The sequence below is a fragment of the Gelidibacter maritimus genome (assembly GCF_014062315.1).
GTDB lineage: Bacteria > Bacteroidota > Bacteroidia > Flavobacteriales > Flavobacteriaceae > Gelidibacter > Gelidibacter maritimus.
Genome location: NZ_JACGLT010000008.1, coordinates 66317 through 82983 on the forward strand (window position 1 = coordinate 66317; position 16667 = coordinate 82983).

The window sequence follows — 16667 nt, forward strand, 5'->3', positions numbered from 1 at the left end:
CAAATTTATGACTAAAGAGAATAATGAGGTTCCTGCCACCCTGCCTGGCGGTCAGGCGGGCGCAGGAACTGGGGTAAAACCAAGAGGCACTTATCCACTCACCAGACGCGCTGGCGATTTTATATATGTTTCAGGAACCAGTTCCCGTCGTGCCGACAATACCATTGCCGGTGTTGACATTATTGACGATATGGGTACTAAACATTTAAATGCCGAAGTACAGACCCGGGAGGTCATTAAAAACATTGAAAAAAACCTCGCCACAGAAGGTGCTACGCTTAAAGACGTGGTGGATGTGACGTCATTTTTGGTAAATATGAACGATTTTGCTGGCTATAATAAAGCTTACGCAGAATTTTTTGATCAGAAAACCGGACCGACTAGAACCACTGTGGCCGTGCATCAATTACCAAATCCTGATTTGGTAGTAGAGATTAAAGTCGTCGCATACAAAAAACAATAAAACAGAAAACCTGACATCCTGAGAAGTTTCAGGAGTGGAAATATTCCTAAAATATTCGTGATCCCGCTAATTATCGGGACGTGGCAAATAAAACAATATGGGAATCCAGTCTGACTATCTACTCAACAAGATGGTGCAAGATTTTCTAATCGAACCTGACAGGTTTCAAAAAAATTCGTGAATTCGTGGTAAATAAGGAAATACAAGATGAGATTCCTGCCTTCGCAGGAATTAGGAACTACATCAACGGAGCATATATCAATCCAATTCAAGACTATTGGCTAGACAACTATTGTCCAGCCAATGGCGAAGTGTACGGTCAAATCCCAAACTCCACTAAGGAAGATGTGGAAAACGCCTATATCGCTGCAAAGTCTGCATTTCCCATTTGGTCGCAAACTTCTTTGGAAGATCGCAGTAGAATTCTCATTAAAATTTCAGAACTATTAGAAAATAATCTACAACGTTTTGCTGAAGCTGAAAGTAATGACAATGGGAAACCAATTTCTTTAGCAAAACAAGTTGATATTCCAAGAGCAGCAAGTAATTTTCGATTTTTTGGAAATGCCATCACACAATTTGCAAGTGAAAGTCACGAAAGTGTCGGCCAAGATGCCATTAACTTTACCTTACGCCAACCTATTGGTGTGGTGGGCTGTATTTCACCTTGGAACCTTCCACTCTATCTTTTTACTTGGAAAATAGCCCCTGCTATTGCTGCTGGAAACTGTGTGGTTGCCAAACCTAGTGAAATCACACCAATGACGGCTTACTTACTTGGCGAAATCTGCACAGAAGCTGGCTTGCCAAGAGGCGTTCTAAATATCGTTCACGGACTGGGCTCAACCGCAGGACAGGCCATTGTTGAACATCCAGACATCAAAGCCATTAGTTTTACGGGAGGCACTGCAACCGGCGCCCATATTGCAAAAGTAGCAGCACCTCTATTCAAAAAGCTATCTTTGGAATTGGGCGGAAAAAATCCAAACATCATTTTTGCTGATTGTGATTATGACGATATGCTTAAAACAACGGTACGTTCTTCATTTTCCAATCAAGGACAGATTTGTTTGTGTGGGAGCAGGATTTTTGTTGATGCCTCTATTTATGAGAAATTTAAAAAGGATTTTATTGCGAAAGTAAAAACACTTAAAGTTGGACATCCCTCAGAAGCATCGACTAATATTGGTGCTATGGTATCAAAACCGCATCTCGAAAAAGTGTTGGACTTTATCGAGACTGCCAAAACGGAAAACGGTACCATACTGTGTGGTGGCAATAAAGTGGTGGTTAAAAATTACGAACATGGTTATTATCTCGAACCGACAGTCATTGAAGTGGCATCGAACGACTGCCGAGTGAATCAAGAGGAAATTTTCGGCCCTGTAGTGTCTATCATGCCTTTTGAGAGTGAAGATGAAGTTTTAAAAATGGCCAACAACGTAAAATACGGATTGTCAGCAACCCTATGGACCAACAATCTAAAGCGTAGCATGCGAATGAGCAGCCAATTACAAGCTGGAATTATTTGGGTGAACACTTGGATGATGCGTGATTTAAGAACGCCATTTGGAGGCATAAAAGCTTCTGGCGTGGGTCGTGAGGGTGGTTTCGAAGCGCTACGATTTTTTACGGAGGCAAAGAATGTGTGTATAAAATATTAGAAAAGAAAAGAGAGAAGAGAAAATAGAAAATAGATAACCATGTCTTTTTTCTTTATTCTTTATTCTTTATTCTTTATTCTATTATCCAATAAAAATTAACCTTAAAAAGATCCCTGCCTTCGCAGGGTGTATATTATGGATTTAAAACTAAACAACAAATACGCATTAGTTTGCGGTAGTACAGCAGGCATAGGAAAAGCAACGGCAATAGCCTTGGCTTCAGAAGGCACTAAAATCACTTTGGTGGCGAGAAATGAGGATAAGCTGAGGGAGGTAATTAACAAACTTCCTAACTCAAAAAACCACAGTTATATAGTGGCGGATTTCTCAAATCCTGAAGAACTGGAGCATAAGGTTTCTAAGTTTATCAAAAATAATCATGGCTTCCATATATTGGTCAACAATACTGGAGGACCGGCCGCAGGTCCCGTTTTTTCGGCAAAGCTTGACGAATTTGATAAGGCATTTACGCAACATTTAAAATGCAATCATATTTTGGCCCAAACTGTTGTTCCTTTCATGAAGAATGAAGGTTATGGTCGCATTATTAATATCATTTCTACCTCAGTAAAACAACCATTGGATGGGCTTGGGGTTAGCAATACTATCAGAGGTGCCGTTGGCAATTGGAGCAAAACATTAGCCAATGAGCTTGGTCAATATGGCATCACCGTCAACAACGTATTACCCGGTGCTACAGCAACAGATAGACTAAATGATATTATCAAAAATAAATCCGCTAAAACTGGGAACAGTGAAGAGGAGTCTGCTAATGCCATGAAAAGCAATATTCCAGCAAAGCGTTTTGCTAAACCAGAGGAGCTAGCTTATGCGGTGACTTTTTTGGCCAGTGAATGTGCGAGTTACATCAATGGTATCAATCTGCCAGTTGATGGCGGACGGACCAAATCGTTATAAAAAGAACGAATTGAGATAAAAGTACCATGAGCAAGACTTTTCGTTCTGCAGTTTTATACTTAATTTTAAAGCACAATCTCGCGTTAAGGATGGAGGTCCCGATAGCTATCTGGATTGAAGCTCCTTTCTCGATTTACATCGGGAGAGAGCGACTGCCGACAACCTAAACTGTCCCGATAATTATCGGGAGGGAACGCCCAAAAAATCAAATAAAATGAACTTAGTATCTCCCATAAATTTCAAGGAATGGATTGAAGAAAATCGTCATTTATTAAAACCCCCTGTAGGAAATAAAGTGGTTTGGAAAGACGGCGATTTCATCGTGATGGTGGTTGGTGGTCCCAACAATCGGAAAGATTATCACTACAACGAAACCCCTGAGTTTTTCTATCAGGTTGAAGGTGACATCGTCTTGAAAATCATCGATAAAGGCACCCCAAAGGATGTACACATCAAGGAAGGTGATATTTATCTATTACCTCCAAAAGTACCGCATTCGCCGCAACGTGGCGCAAATACCGTCGGCTTGGTCATTGAATATAAACGTCCAGAAGGGATGCGAGATGCCTTACTTTGGTTTTGTGAAAACTGTACCACAAAATTATATGAAGAAGATTTTACGGTTGAAAATATCGAAACTGATATGCCAAAGATTTTCGATAAATATTATAACGATAAAGACAAAAGAAAATGTCCCAATTGCGGTGAATTGATGGAGCCACCCAAAAAAGTACAGATAGATTGATAAGTATCTCCTCTTTGTTAGAAGGAACCCGGTTTCATCCACAATAATTGAGATGAAAACAGGATTTAATTTTCAATTATAAACAACATTAAAAAACCATACCCAATTTGTTGGGAACTAACCATGACAAAACGTAAACTTCGTATCAACGGCCATTCACATCTCCTACCTTATCCGGAGGAAATTCCTCAGTTTATGAAGGATAAAGAAATCTTTTGGGTGGATAAAGATCGGAAATTCATGCTTCAAAAGGATTGGAGCCGACCAGTAACGGATTCGAGTTTCTTTTTGGATGACAAATTGCTGTGGATGGAGCGATTTAAAATTGATCATGCCGTTGTATTAAACCTTTCTCAATTATACGGCAATGGATTGCGTGTAGAAGAAATGAAACAAGCGCTACGTTTTCAAAACGATTTTAATGCCAAAATACAAAGGGAGAACCCGAGTAAATTTACTTGCGGATTTGTTGTCCATCCCGGATTTGTACGTGGTGCCTGTTGGGAAATTGAACGGTGTGTGGAAGAATTGGGCATGCAATTACTGTGCTTACCTACCCATTATATGGATACTATTGGTACCTGGCGCTGTATTTTTGACGAAGAAAATGAGCCTATTTTTGAAATGGCCAATAAATACAATCTAGCCGTTGAAATCCATCCTTATGATGGTGAAAAATTCATCAAATTAGAGAACACCTCTTGGCGATTCCACTTGATATGGATGTTGGCACAATGTGCTGATGCCTATCACTTTTTAACCTTAAATGGCTATCAAGAAAAATATCCGAATATGCGGACCTGTTTTGCCCATGGCGGACAATTGGCACAAATCAATTTAGGACGACGGATCCAAGGTTTTGACGGCCGTCCAGATTTATTTCAAGGAAAAACACATCCGAGAAGAGCTGTCGGTCACAAAAACATTTTCTTTGATACCTTGGTACACGATACTGGAGGTTTGCAATTATTGATCAAAAACCAAGGTTCAAAACAAGTGATAATGGGCTTGGATGACCCTTATCCATTGGGAGAAATGGAAAGCGCGCAACAATCGTCATATCCTGGAAAAATCTTGGATCTGGCCATAAAGCGTGAAATCATTACAGAAGAAGAGCGTGACGCCATTTGGGAAGATAATGTGATCAGGTGGTTGTGCGGTGATGATGAGGATGCAAAGCAAAAATTGGTCAATAGAATATTAGGCTAAGTGGCGGAAGGATGACGCGTTCATTATATCCTTCAAATTTTACAAAAAATCATTCCTGTCACCGCGATGGTTCAATGTATAATCAGATAGTGTTCCAAATAAAGCCAGCCCCTGAGGCAGTTAAACTCATGGAAACACCTACGACATTTAAACATCAAAATCCTGAGGGCATTAAAAATAACACTGGTGGAAATTAAATTGAAATAACAAGTCGATTACAATCGACCAAACAGAAAATCATGCATTTTATATCAGATCAATTAGAGGATTATATCGAAAATCATTCGGAAAACGAACCAGAATTATTACAACGATTGTCCAGGGAAACACACCAAAAAATATTACAACCACGTATGCTCAGCGGCCATTATCAAGGTCGGGTATTGAGTATGATTTCAAAATTAGTGAATCCCAAATACATACTGGAAATTGGCACCTATACAGGGTATTCGGCATTATGTATGGCTGAAGGACTTCAAAAAAATGGAGAACTTCACACGATAGACAGTAATGAAGAATTAGTGGATTTCCAGCGTCGGTATTTCGACGAATCCTTTTTTGGAAATCTAATTCATCAACATTTAGGCAATGCGTTGGACATCATTCCGCAATTAAAAACCAATTTTGACCTTGTTTTTATAGATGCCGATAAAGAAAATTACAGCAATTATTTTCATCTTATTATTGATAAGCTCAATCCCGGCGGGCTTATTCTGTCCGACAATGTCCTCTGGAGCGGAAAAGTACTTGAGTCTTTAAAAAAAGATGACATTGCAACAAAAGCCATTGTGGCTTACAATAAGCTGCTTAAAGATGATGATCGAATTGAAACCATTCTACTTCCTATCCGCGATGGCCTGACCATAAGTAGAAAAAAATGAAAACCAAATTGCACATTTTTAAAGTTGTGGCCGAGCAATTGAGTTTTACAAAAGCTTCGGAACGGCTGTTTATCTCACAACCGGCAGTTTCAAAAACTATAAAAAATTTAGAAGAAGCATATAAAAGCAATTTCTTTATCAGAAGACGAAATTCCATTGAACTCACTGAAGATGGTAAGTCATTTTTAATTTATGTAAATCGAATTCTTAAGATTTATGATGAAATGGACAATCAGTTTTTAAATTTGAAAACGACCTTGCCCGAACAGATTCAATTTGGAGCAAGCACAACTGTCGCAACATACATCATACCGAAAATATTAGCAAAAATTAAAACCCAATATCCTCAGGTCCATTTTGAGATTACGAGTGGCAATTCAGAAGAAATTGAAAGCCTAATTCTCAGTGAACAGCTCAATTTTGGCATTACTGAAGGAAAACACAACAACCAACAACTCCATTTTAAAAAGTTTATCAAAGATGAAATTGTGCTTGTTACGAACGCACAGAACAAATCCATCAAAAATAATACAATTGATAAATCAGCCTTACTCCAGTTGCCGATAGTAGAAAGAGAATTGGGTTCAGGAACCAAGGATGTGATTTATAGTATTTTGAAAGAGAACAACATCTCAAAACTCAATACCATCTTACATCTCAATAGCACGGAAGCTATTAAAAATTATCTCTATCATTCTGACAGCTATGCTTTGTTATCCATCAATGCACTCACCGACGACTTGATGAACAACAAGTTAAAAGTGATTGACATTAAAGATATGAGCATGGAACGTTGGTTTTATTTTGTCTCAAGAACGGGTTACAATTCGAAAGTCATGGAATATTTCGAAAAAACCGTACGATCCAGTTATAACTTTTAGTTATCAAGAACCAAATATTAATTTGCATAATAGTTATACTAAAGAATTAATTTTGTGTCAATAAATTAATGGCATGAAATTCATTTTATCAAAATTACTTTACATACTCCTAATTTTAATTGCCCTTTTGGGGGTTGTCAATAGTCCAGTTGCACTACTTTTAGGTTTTTTATTTACCCTTATTTTCGGTAATCCCTTTTTAAAACAAAGCCAAAAAGCCATTCACCTTTTGTTAAAGATAGCCGTTGTAGGATTGGGATTTGGGATGTTCATTAAAGAGACTTTTGAAACCAGCAAAGAAGGCCTGGGTCTAACCTTTTACTCCATTATTTTGACGGTAAGCATAGGATTGATTTTGACCAAATTATTAAAATTGGATCTAAAGTTGGGACATCTTATAACTTCAGGAACTTCCATCTGCGGCGGGAGTGCCATTGCCGCTATTTCACCCGTCATCAAAGCCGATGGAAAAACAATTAGCTTGGCTTTGGGAATTGTGTTTTTGCTCAACTCCATTGCACTTTTTGTATTTCCTGCAATAGGCCATTGGTTCAACTTAAGCCAAGATCAATTTGGTTTGTGGTGTGCCATTGCCATACATGACACCAGCTCTGTAGTAGGAGCTGCAATGGGCTTTGGTGATGAAGCTTTAAGGATTGCAACCACTGTTAAACTATCCAGAACCCTATGGATCGTTCCCTTGTCAATCTTCTCTATGTTTCTTTTTAAAACCAAAAATGAAAAAATTAAAATCCCCTATTTTATTGGTTTGTTCATTTTAGCTATTGTGATCAACAGTTATGGCGTTCTTCCTATTGCTATTACCGGTGACATCGTATTCATTTCCAAACGTTTATTGGTCGTTACCTTATTTTTGGTAGGATCAACAATTTCAATTAAAGATTTAAAACAGACTGGTGTTAAACCCATTGCGCTCGCGATTTCGCTGTGGATTTTCATTTCAGTTTTCTCCTTAGTTTATATTTGCTCCTAAAAGCCATCTGAAGCAACTAAAAAATCAAGAACCTCGGGAACCTTCCGATCGGAACAGGCGAGCAAGCCCACGAGACATAAATAAGGAATTGTCTTTTTGATCGAGGCGAGCCTCGGGGTATTAAAACCCACTGATGGGAAATAAATCACATATTTCTTAAGTATCGTTTAAAAATACTTGTGTAAAAACAATATTTGTAGTATTATATCGCTTCAAATAAAGCCTCCAAAATACATTTTATGCGATTAAAAACCCTCGTAACAGCGTTCACTCTTTTTTGTTTTACTCACTTATTTTATATCCCCACACTATATGCTCAGGATACAAAGGCATCATTTTCCATTACCGACGAGTTACGCGTAGGTGTTGCCGGTAATGAGCCTTTTGTATTTGCACAAAACTCGTCAACCAAAGGAATCGCCTTAGAAATTTGGGAAGACCTGGCAAATAAAAAATCTTGGGATTATATCTATAAAAGCTATGACACTGTTGAAGACGCCTTATATGATTTAAATAAAGGCAACTTGGATGTCGTGGTGGGCCCAATAAGCATCACCTCGCAACGTCTCGAATACATGAACTTTTCACAACCCTTTTACAATTCGAGTTTGGCAATTGTCTCTCGCGTTGACGATTTAACATTATGGCAAAGAATAAAGCCACTTTTTAGTATGAAATTATTAATTGCCGTTGGTATCTTCTTAATTATTTTAGCCATTGTAGGAACTTTGTTGTGGTTGGCCGAGCGCAAAAGATCGCCTGAACAATTTCCTTCAAAAATTGCTGATGGTATTGGCACAGGTATGTGGCTTGCCATTGTAACCATGAGCACGACTGGCTATGGCGACAAAGCACCTATTACGCTATGGGGACGGATTATTGCAGGAAGTTGGATGATCATTTCGATAATTTTTGCAACCTCAATGGTGGCAGGAATCGCCAGCACCCTCACATTGTCATCGTTGGGCAGCTCAACATTTGCCAATGTGGAACAATTATCGGGGCGAAAGGTGGCAACTATTTCCGCATCACCCTCAGAGGCCTTTCTAAAAGAATACAAAGCTAAAATCACCGGTGTTGACAACATCAATGAAGCCATGTCAAAATTGGTCAATAAAGAGGTAGATGCTGTAGTTTATGACCGTCCACAACTATTATATTATATGAAAAACCACAAGGATGAGGAACTGTTCATCGCCAAAGCCGAATACTATAAGCAAGGGTATGGTTTCGCATTTCCCGTGGATTCAAAGCTAATTTATGATGTGAACAGAACCTTGTTGGAACTCGCAGAAAGTCAGGAAGTCTTAAATATTGTCCATCATTACTTGGATAAAGACGAATAAAGGACTTTTAAGATCTATTTGAACAGCTTTATCAAATAGTATTTCATCAATAAACCGACATCGGAATGCTTGGCTAAAAGTATCATGTTTAATGTGGTGAATTGCTATTAGGCCTCTATAAAACGAAAAAGATTCTTCATTAACCGCCTAAAACAGAATGATTTAAACTTTAGTAAAACAATGGTGTTGACGAATCTAAAATAAGAAGTGCATTTTCAGAAAAAACACATTATAATTTGCGTTTCACTGAGCCAATGGTCTCTTCCAATTCATCTTTCACTTTTTTTACTTCATCAGTAAAAGCCTTGGTATGTTCTGTAGTATTGAGGCCATTCTTTTCAGTAGTCTTGGAAATTTCAGATTTCAGGTCATTGGTAGCATCCCTAAGTGTACGCATGCCCTTGCCCATACCTCGCGCAATGTCGGGAATTTTGTCTGCACCAAAAACCATGACTACTATAAATAGTATGAACATGACCTCTGTGGTGCCTATAAATAAGAATGTTGAATGTAGTATCACAATGCAAATATAGTGAGATGTTTTGAATCCAATAAAAAAGCCGACTGTTAAATTAATCAGCTCGTGATGTTAAAGTTGTTTTGAAGTTTACAATGAACAATTCAGAGATCCTTCTAGTCCTTCTGAGTTTGCAGAATGGCATTAAAAGATTCCAGTTTAGCTACCAAGAATTGCAAAGTAGCCATATCATTTTTTGATTTGCATAGATTTTCAAACTCCGGATCATCTTGACAATAATAGAAGAATTCTGCTCTTTTTTCGTCTTTCAGATCATAATTGTTAAATAAATCTGCAGAAAAGTCAGATTTCATTTTTTCGAGGCAAGTATTTAACTTCTCAAATTTCACATATTCTTTTAATCGTTTTGTCCGTCCCGTAATAGCATTAATGATTGGGAAAATTGGGATTAAACCTCCTCCTGAAGTAGCTTCTCGTAAACGTCTTTCTGTTTGGGTCATCAATTTGCCGGTATATCCTGGAATGCCTAAATCATAAAAATCGAGATCACGCTTTAAATCAGCATTGGTGATGTCAAAAAGCAAGTCGCCCGTAAGCACTTTTCCTACGACCACCTCATCCAAAGCGTTGACCAACTCTTCCAAATACACGGTAAACTCTTTGGATGCCATGATTAATTTGGTCACGATAACCTCTTTAGGCTGATAGGAAATTCCTGAAAAGAGAATTGTATCATTCAATTTTGCTTGGATAACAAATTCGCCATAACTATTGGAAATTGTGAATCTACTGGCGGTTTTATTGATAATATGAATGCCATCCACTTCGTGCGGTGCATTGATTTTGCCTTTCACATCCATAGATTGCGAATGAGAAGTTATCACAAAAAACCAGGTGAGAATGATAAAAATTAGATTGTTTCTCACTCTTCGTCCTTTAATTGCAAAATAGATTTAAAGCTCACCAGTTTTTCTTTCAGAAACTCGAATGTTTTAAAATCGTCCTTAATAATACACAAGGTTTCAAATTGTGCATCATCGGCACAGAAATAGAAAAATTGATTCCTATACCGCTCCTTTAAAGGATGTGCCGAAAATAACATTTGAGCAAGATTTGACTTTGCTCTATCAATACATTTATCCTTATTTTCAAGCTGTATCCTATGTTTCAATAATTTAGTTCTTCCAGAAATGGCATTCAAGATTGGATCTACTTCAAGAGAACCAGCTAATAAACCCAATAAATGTATAGGTTTGAAGTCGCCTGCCGTATACAATCGCCTCTCACTTTGGGTTTTAGGCTTCCCGGCATAACCAGGAATTCCCAAATCGAAGAAATTGATTCCACGTTCTATTCCTGAATTTCTTAGATCTGAATTTAAATCGCCCGTCAATATATGCCCCACCACCACTTCATCCAAAGTCGTTACTTTCTCCTCGAGATAGACAGTCAATAGTTTTGAATTGAATATATCTTGGCTTACCACTATTTCCTTTTTTATGTATGATACTCCTGAAAACGCCAAGGTGTCATTTAGTTGAACTGGTATGGTGAATTCACCTTTGCGGTTAGAAATGGTAAAAGTGCTGGACGTGTTATTAAGAATATGAATCCCTTCCACATCATCATTGGCAACAATTTGGCCTCTGAGATCAACAGTTTGTCCCAGCGTCAAGTGAATTCCGAAGATTATGAAAAAAGGAGTTAAACAACTAGTTCTTCTCACGTTCTTTGGCTAAAAATTCTTTACTTTTAATGCTGATAAACTCTAAAAACTGAAACTCATTTCCTGAATTCAAAAGCGAAAAATCAACCCCTTGATCTTCTACGTAAGCCACAAAGTCATTTACCTTATTTTCAGGAATATTGAAGTTTTCCACTAAAAACTTATTACTATATAGGTCTGTAAACGCCTGGTAGGAGTTTTCAGGCCCCATGACTTCAACATCTTTATTCTTTTTGGAATTAAAAATTGGTCTTAAGAACAGGTCTACAATGCCAATCACATCAAGCCCATAAGGGATTTGGTTTCCTGTGCCTGGCATAGCTACATTAACTACCTTGGATTTATAATCATCTGGAAATTCGTATTCATTCATATTTGCCAGTCCAAAATAAATGGCATCCAAATCGGGATTAAATGTTTTGACACTTTCAATATCTACAAGTAAATTTCCTGAAAGATCGTACGGCAGAATGACTACTTCGTCCAGTCTATTGATCTTCTCCACCAAAAACACCGTCATTTTTTTAGTTTTAATAATGTTTTCGTCAATGGTCACTGTAAAATCCTGAAACTGTAAGGCTCTAAATTCAACAATATCATTTAAGGCCACCTCAACTTTAAACAAACCGTTTTCATCAGTAAGCACCCCTTTCTTAGCGGATGTATTGTAAACCGTAATCCCCTCCAGATCATCACTATCCACCACAATTTTTCCAGAAACTTCTACACGATTGATATTTTGTGCAGTCACGAAATAGAAAGGTACAATGAGTAAGAAGTAAAGTAAAGCTGTTTTCATAAGATTAGATTTTTAGTTAGACTGATAAAGAAAGCATGAACTCTCTTAATTAAAGTCTAAAGGCTGATTAAACTTTTGTTAAATTGGCAGATTACTTAAATTTACAACAAAAATTTTGAGAAAACAGTTATAGCATACAAATTTCAGGATGTTTTCTATAGCCATCCGTCCTGTAGTATATCCATCAGAAAAAATATCTTTTTATGAAACAAATGATTATTGCCAGCACCTCAACTTTACACGGAAGTGGTTATCTGAACTACCTTTTGGAAGAATTGATGTTCTTTTATAAAGATACCGATAGTATTTTATTTATTCCTTATGCGCGTCCAGGTGGTATAAGTCATGATGAATACACCGAAAAAGCACAAGAAGCATTTTCAGAAATCGAAAAAAAAGTAAAGGGCATTCATGAGTTCGATAATCCTAAGGAGGCTCTAAAAAATGCCAAAGGAATCTTTGTTGGCGGCGGCAACACATTTGTTTTGGTCAATCAGCTCTATAAAAACGATTTGATCAGCACCATGCAAGAGGTTATCCATAGTGGAACGCCTTATTTGGGTACAAGTGCAGGGAGCAATATTTGCGGACTTACCATCAACACCACCAATGATATGCCAATTGTGTATCCACCAAGTTTTAAGACCTTGGGCATAGTACCATTTAATATCAATCCGCATTATTTAGATCCCGATCCCAGCAGCAAACATATGGGCGAAACCCGAGAAACTCGGATTCAAGAATTTCATGCGTTCAATTCGCAACCTGTTGTCGGACTTAGAGAAGGCAGCTGGCTGGAGGTTAATGGTGATCAGGTTTTTTTGGAAGGTGAATTGAATGCTCGTATTTTTGAATATAACAAAGCACCTTATGAAGTGGAAACAGGCACGAATTTAAGTGGGTTGAAGTAGTTCAGTCAGCAAAAGTCAGTCGGCAGTTCTGCTTCTCCTCTAAAGCAGAAGCAACTCCATCTTCAAAAGGAGTCGACTTTTAGTTTGGTGCTGACTTTTAAAATCCATCTAATACCTTGGGTCATGCCATTGCATTTAAATCTTCTGAAAATACATTAAAGTCTACGCGACCATTCAAGACATTTGTGCAATCCTTGTAATCCGTGCAATCCGTGCAATCCGTGCAATCCGTGCAATCCGTGCAATCCGTGTCTAAAAACCAAAAATTACATTAATCCTATCTAAAGTTTCTTCAAAAAATGATAACCCAAAATTTCAAAACCTTCATTCATATAAAACTTATGTGATGGATGATTTTGCACATAAGTATTCAATTCCACCGATTGAAAACCCTTTTGCGCCGCATAATCATAGATACATTTCATAAACTTTTTACCCAAGCCTTTCTTTCTGTAGCTATCTTCAATAATCACATGGTCCAATTCAACACTTCTACCGGAATAATGTCGGGTACAGAACCACATCCCTGCAATGCCAATGAGCTTATCTTGATCATATAAAGCGGCACACTCATAATTCTGAGTGACCATTTCCGCAAAGCGTTGCTTGAGTACCGCTTCAGATATTTTATGGTGGTTCAGTTTTAGCATCAAGGGAATGATCGTATTGATCTGTGAAGGTTCTATAATTTTAAACGAAATGGGCATACTCTAAATTTTAAGTAAAAATAAATAAATTAGTTCAGAAGTAAATTGGTTAAGTTTGATTGATGTAAAAATGTACCACGACCGCTTGCTTCGACTGCACAGCACAGGTCGCTAATAGTCCCGATAGCTATCAGGACAAGAACCAAGACTAAAAAGCATGAATCGAAAGGATTTTATAAAAACAATAGCGCTCAGTAGTGCTGCCATGGGCATATTGCCACAATTCGCATTTCAAAGTACCGACTTGAGTTATAAGGAACTCATAGGAAAGGGAAATCCTAGCCTATTTGGCGACGGATTTCAAATACGGACGGAAGCTTTTGATGCATTTACAAAAATGAGAAATGCCGCGTTAAAAGACAACATCTCCATTCAGGTCGTGTCGAGTTATCGAAATTTTGCCCATCAAAATCGGATTTGGGAACGCAAATACAAAAACTTTACACAACAGGGATTATCGCCAGTGAAAGCGATTCAAAAAATCATAGAATATTCTACAGTTCCGGGAACATCACGGCATCATTGGGGTACCGATATGGACATTATTGACGCCAATGTTGCCCAACCCAAAAACGTATTGAGTCCGAGTCATTTCGAAGGCAACGGAAGTTACGTCAAGCTAAAAAAATGGATGGACGCCAACTCCAAAGACTATGGCTTTTATATAGTTTACACCGATAAGCCCGGTCGGAAAGGTTTTAAATATGAACCCTGGCATTATAGCTACAGACCCTTGTCATGTGATTATCTCAGATCTTACCGAAAATTAAATTTGAAAGATATTCTAAAAAATGAATTACTAATGGGCCATCAACACCTCACCGATTCGTTTTTGGAGCGCTATTACGCGGAAAACATCTTGGATATTAATCCTGAGCTGTTGTAAATTCAATGTAAAATCAAAAACCTCTCGGCTTTTACAGCCATTTCCATTAGGTAGTCTGAGGAGGTGTGAACAGGAAATACTATTTCAAGCAATGCAAACCTCAGAACATTTAAAACCACTGTTAAATTCAAAAAGGACTGATTGCAACTTTGATTTTTCAAGATTGGGAAATGGGATGTTTCAAATGTTGTAGTGGCATTAGTGGGGTATATTGAAAGCACTAGTGCGATTGCGGAAATAATGATCGCTTTTTCATGATGAATGAATTTAGGTGATTATTTAAAAAGACGACTCTACACCATAGATGTTACAGTATTCACATAAAAATACTTGAAATTTAATATTTTACAAGAAATAAATCCAGCAAATCATGAATATCCTAATGATCATTTGTCGCCATTCTTAATTGATACTTTTATTTAAATTTATCAGTATTTTAAGACCTAATCATATGCTTTGGTTCTTTAAACTTTTATCTTTGAACCTCAAAACAAATCACCATGAATAAAAAAGTCATCCTTATGATTCTTGACGGATGGGGAAAATCTCCAGACCCGAAAGTTTCCGCCATAGATAATGCCCATACGCCATTTATTGATTCACTCTACACCAAATATCCCCATGCTTCTTTACGAACCGATGGACTCCATGTAGGCCTACCGGAAGGTCAAATGGGCAATAGCGAAGTGGGCCACATGAATTTAGGTGCTGGCAGAATTGTATATCAGGATTTGGCCAAAATCAATTTGGCGGTTCAGAACAATACGCTTGCTCAAGAACACGTGTTAAAGGATGCTTTTAAGTACGCTAAAGAGCACCGAAAGCCGGTTCATTTTTTAGGTCTGGTAAGCGATGGTGGTGTGCATTCGCATATCAATCACTTATTCGGACTATTGGATGTAGCCAAATCGTATGATCTTGATGACGTGTTTATCCACGCGTTTACGGATGGCCGTGATGTAGATCCAAAGTCTGGATTAGGATATATCGCACAACTGAAAAATCATATTAAGGACAGTTCTGCAGAATTAGCAAGTGTTACAGGACGTTACTACGCCATGGACCGAGATAAACGATGGGAGCGTGTCAAACTGGCTTATGATGCCTTAGTCAATGGAATTGGAGAACCTTCTACTGATGCGATTCAGACCATACAAAAAAGTTATGACAATGACATCACAGATGAATTCGTCAAACCTATTGTAATGACCGATCATCAAGGCACTCCTAAAGCTACCATTAAGGATGGTGATGTGGTTGTTTTCTTCAACTTTAGAACCGATCGTGGCAGACAATTGACGCAAGCCTTGTCACAATCCGATTTTCATGAGCAAAACATGCACAAACTCGATTTATATTTTGTGACCTTGACCAATTATGATGATGTTTTCAAAGGCATTAAAGTCGTTTTTGAAAAAGAAAATCTGACCGAAACTTTAGGTGAGGTTTTGGAAAAACACCATAAAAAGCAGATCCGTATTGCGGAGACTGAAAAATATCCGCATGTGACGTTTTTCTTTTCTGGCGGACGCGAGATTCCCTTTGATGGTGAGAAACGTATTTTGCGCAATTCACCAAAAGTTGCCACCTACGATTTAAAACCGGAAATGAGTGCTTTTGAACTCCGTGATGCATTAATTCCAGAATTGGAAAACGAAGAGGTTGATTTTGTTTGTCTCAATTTTGCCAATGGCGATATGGTTGGTCATACCGGCGTTATGGAGGCCGCAATTAAGGCTTGCGAAGCGGTTGACCTTGCCGTGAAAGATGTGGTCACTACCGCTCTGGAGCACGATTATACAACACTTTTGATTGCCGATCATGGCAATTGCGAAACCATGATCAATCCTGATGGTTCTCCAAACACGGCACACACAACCAATCCAGTGCCTATCATTTTAATCGATGACGATCTGAAACACATCAACGATGGTATTTTAGGCGATTTGGCACCAACCATTTTAAAATTGATGGGCGTTCCACAACCTAAAATCATGACCCAGCATCCGTTGATTTAATGACTTTAGGCAAGCCATTTATTTATTGTATTTTTGCACCC

17 protein-coding genes are annotated in these 16667 nt (G+C 38.1%); 12 read left to right on the forward strand and 5 right to left on the reverse strand.

All coding sequences use genetic code 11. From position 1 onward, the window contains the following. Positions 1 to 7 precede the first annotated feature (7 nt). The 9 genes from H3Z82_RS11300 to H3Z82_RS11340 all read left to right on the forward strand — a co-directional run bounded on the left by H3Z82_RS11300 (position 8) and on the right by H3Z82_RS11340 (position 9101). A complete protein-coding gene (locus tag H3Z82_RS11300; protein WP_182205615.1) occupies positions 8 to 463 on the forward strand; it encodes a RidA family protein in 456 nt (151 codons plus the stop codon). 185 nt (positions 464 to 648) lie between these two features. Continuing rightward, a complete protein-coding gene (locus H3Z82_RS11305) occupies positions 649 to 2127 on the forward strand; it encodes an aldehyde dehydrogenase (RefSeq protein WP_317172452.1) in 1479 nt (492 codons plus the stop codon). A gap of 135 nt (positions 2128 to 2262) precedes the next feature. Further along, a complete protein-coding gene (locus H3Z82_RS11310) occupies positions 2263 to 3045 on the forward strand; it encodes an SDR family oxidoreductase (protein WP_182205616.1) in 783 nt (260 codons plus the stop codon). Positions 3046 to 3259: 214 nt separating this feature from the next. Further along, the gene (locus H3Z82_RS11315; protein ID WP_182205617.1) at positions 3260 to 3790 is read left to right on the forward strand and encodes a 3-hydroxyanthranilate 3,4-dioxygenase; all 531 of its coding nucleotides are present in this window, start codon (positions 3260 to 3262) and stop codon (positions 3788 to 3790) included. A gap of 123 nt (positions 3791 to 3913) precedes the next feature. Next, a complete protein-coding gene (locus H3Z82_RS11320; protein WP_182205618.1) occupies positions 3914 to 4999 on the forward strand; it encodes an amidohydrolase family protein in 1086 nt (361 codons plus the stop codon). Between the two features lie 239 nt (positions 5000 to 5238). Further along, positions 5239 to 5880, forward strand: coding sequence for an O-methyltransferase (locus H3Z82_RS11325; RefSeq protein WP_182205619.1), 642 nt, complete (start codon positions 5239 to 5241; stop codon positions 5878 to 5880). Next, positions 5877 to 6761 carry a LysR substrate-binding domain-containing protein gene (locus H3Z82_RS11330; protein ID WP_182205620.1) on the forward strand — a complete coding sequence of 295 codons (885 nt, stop codon included), beginning with the start codon at positions 5877 to 5879 and terminating at the stop codon, positions 6759 to 6761. Before H3Z82_RS11325 ends, H3Z82_RS11330 begins: the two co-directional genes overlap by 4 nt. Positions 6762 to 6834: 73 nt before the next feature. Continuing rightward, complete coding sequence (locus tag H3Z82_RS11335; protein WP_182205621.1) at positions 6835 to 7755, forward strand: YeiH family protein; 921 nt, start codon at positions 6835 to 6837, stop codon at positions 7753 to 7755. A gap of 239 nt (positions 7756 to 7994) precedes the next feature. After that, on the forward strand, positions 7995 to 9101 hold the full coding sequence (locus H3Z82_RS11340; RefSeq protein ID WP_182205622.1) for a transporter substrate-binding domain-containing protein: 1107 nt from the start codon (positions 7995 to 7997) through the stop codon (positions 9099 to 9101). 229 nt (positions 9102 to 9330) lie between these two features. Here H3Z82_RS11340 and H3Z82_RS11345 read toward each other — a convergent pair whose 3' ends face one another. The 4 genes from H3Z82_RS11345 to H3Z82_RS11360 form a co-directional block, all read right to left on the reverse strand. Further along, positions 9331 to 9621 (reverse strand): Sec-independent protein translocase subunit TatA/TatB, encoded by a 291-nt coding sequence (locus tag H3Z82_RS11345; RefSeq protein WP_182205623.1) that lies wholly within the window; start codon positions 9619 to 9621, stop codon positions 9331 to 9333. Positions 9622 to 9734: 113 nt separating this feature from the next. After that, on the reverse strand, positions 9735 to 10505 hold the full coding sequence (locus H3Z82_RS11350; RefSeq protein ID WP_182205624.1) for a hypothetical protein: 771 nt from the start codon (positions 10503 to 10505) through the stop codon (positions 9735 to 9737). After that, on the reverse strand, positions 10502 to 11254 hold the full coding sequence (locus H3Z82_RS11355; RefSeq protein ID WP_182205625.1) for a hypothetical protein: 753 nt from the start codon (positions 11252 to 11254) through the stop codon (positions 10502 to 10504). Before H3Z82_RS11355 ends, H3Z82_RS11350 begins: the two co-directional genes overlap by 4 nt. Before the next feature lie 37 nt (positions 11255 to 11291). Beyond that, a complete protein-coding gene (locus H3Z82_RS11360; RefSeq protein WP_182205626.1) occupies positions 11292 to 12104 on the reverse strand; it encodes a peptidase associated/transthyretin-like domain-containing protein in 813 nt (270 codons plus the stop codon). A gap of 203 nt (positions 12105 to 12307) precedes the next feature. Here H3Z82_RS11360 and pepE point away from each other — a divergent pair, with 203 nt between their 5' ends. Then, positions 12308 to 13015, forward strand: coding sequence for a dipeptidase PepE (pepE, locus tag H3Z82_RS11365; protein WP_182205627.1), 708 nt, complete (start codon positions 12308 to 12310; stop codon positions 13013 to 13015). A 281-nt stretch (positions 13016 to 13296) separates the two neighbouring features. Here the strand turns inward: pepE and H3Z82_RS11370 are convergent, their stop codons facing one another. Next, positions 13297 to 13722, reverse strand: a complete 426-nt coding sequence (locus H3Z82_RS11370; RefSeq protein WP_182205628.1) for a GNAT family N-acetyltransferase — start codon at positions 13720 to 13722, stop codon at positions 13297 to 13299. 157 nt (positions 13723 to 13879) lie between these two features. Here H3Z82_RS11370 and H3Z82_RS11375 point away from each other — a divergent pair, with 157 nt between their 5' ends. Both H3Z82_RS11375 and gpmI read left to right on the forward strand, forming a co-directional pair. Continuing rightward, positions 13880 to 14608, forward strand: coding sequence for a M15 family metallopeptidase (locus H3Z82_RS11375; RefSeq protein WP_182205629.1), 729 nt, complete (start codon positions 13880 to 13882; stop codon positions 14606 to 14608). A gap of 500 nt (positions 14609 to 15108) precedes the next feature. Beyond that, positions 15109 to 16626 carry a 2,3-bisphosphoglycerate-independent phosphoglycerate mutase gene (gene gpmI, locus H3Z82_RS11380; protein ID WP_182205630.1) on the forward strand — a complete coding sequence of 506 codons (1518 nt, stop codon included), beginning with the start codon at positions 15109 to 15111 and terminating at the stop codon, positions 16624 to 16626. The last annotated feature ends 41 nt before the right edge of the window (positions 16627 to 16667 follow it).

Coding starts and splice junctions, on each gene's coding strand:
- H3Z82_RS11300 (WP_182205615.1), top strand. CDS start 8: ATGACTAAAGAGAATAATGAGGTTCCTGCCACCCTGCCTGGCGGTCAG.
- H3Z82_RS11310 (WP_182205616.1), top strand. CDS start 2,263: ATGGATTTAAAACTAAACAACAAATACGCATTAGTTTGCGGTAGTACA.
- H3Z82_RS11315 (WP_182205617.1), top strand. CDS start 3,260: ATGAACTTAGTATCTCCCATAAATTTCAAGGAATGGATTGAAGAAAAT.
- H3Z82_RS11320 (WP_182205618.1), top strand. CDS start 3,914: ATGACAAAACGTAAACTTCGTATCAACGGCCATTCACATCTCCTACCT.
- H3Z82_RS11325 (WP_182205619.1), top strand. CDS start 5,239: ATGCATTTTATATCAGATCAATTAGAGGATTATATCGAAAATCATTCG.
- H3Z82_RS11330 (WP_182205620.1), top strand. CDS start 5,877: ATGAAAACCAAATTGCACATTTTTAAAGTTGTGGCCGAGCAATTGAGT.
- H3Z82_RS11335 (WP_182205621.1), top strand. CDS start 6,835: ATGAAATTCATTTTATCAAAATTACTTTACATACTCCTAATTTTAATT.
- H3Z82_RS11340 (WP_182205622.1), top strand. CDS start 7,995: ATGCGATTAAAAACCCTCGTAACAGCGTTCACTCTTTTTTGTTTTACT.
- H3Z82_RS11360 (WP_182205626.1), bottom strand. CDS start 12,104: ATGAAAACAGCTTTACTTTACTTCTTACTCATTGTACCTTTCTATTTC.
- pepE (WP_182205627.1), top strand. CDS start 12,308: ATGAAACAAATGATTATTGCCAGCACCTCAACTTTACACGGAAGTGGT.
- H3Z82_RS11370 (WP_182205628.1), bottom strand. CDS start 13,722: ATGCCCATTTCGTTTAAAATTATAGAACCTTCACAGATCAATACGATC.
- H3Z82_RS11375 (WP_182205629.1), top strand. CDS start 13,880: ATGAATCGAAAGGATTTTATAAAAACAATAGCGCTCAGTAGTGCTGCC.
- gpmI (WP_182205630.1), top strand. CDS start 15,109: ATGAATAAAAAAGTCATCCTTATGATTCTTGACGGATGGGGAAAATCT.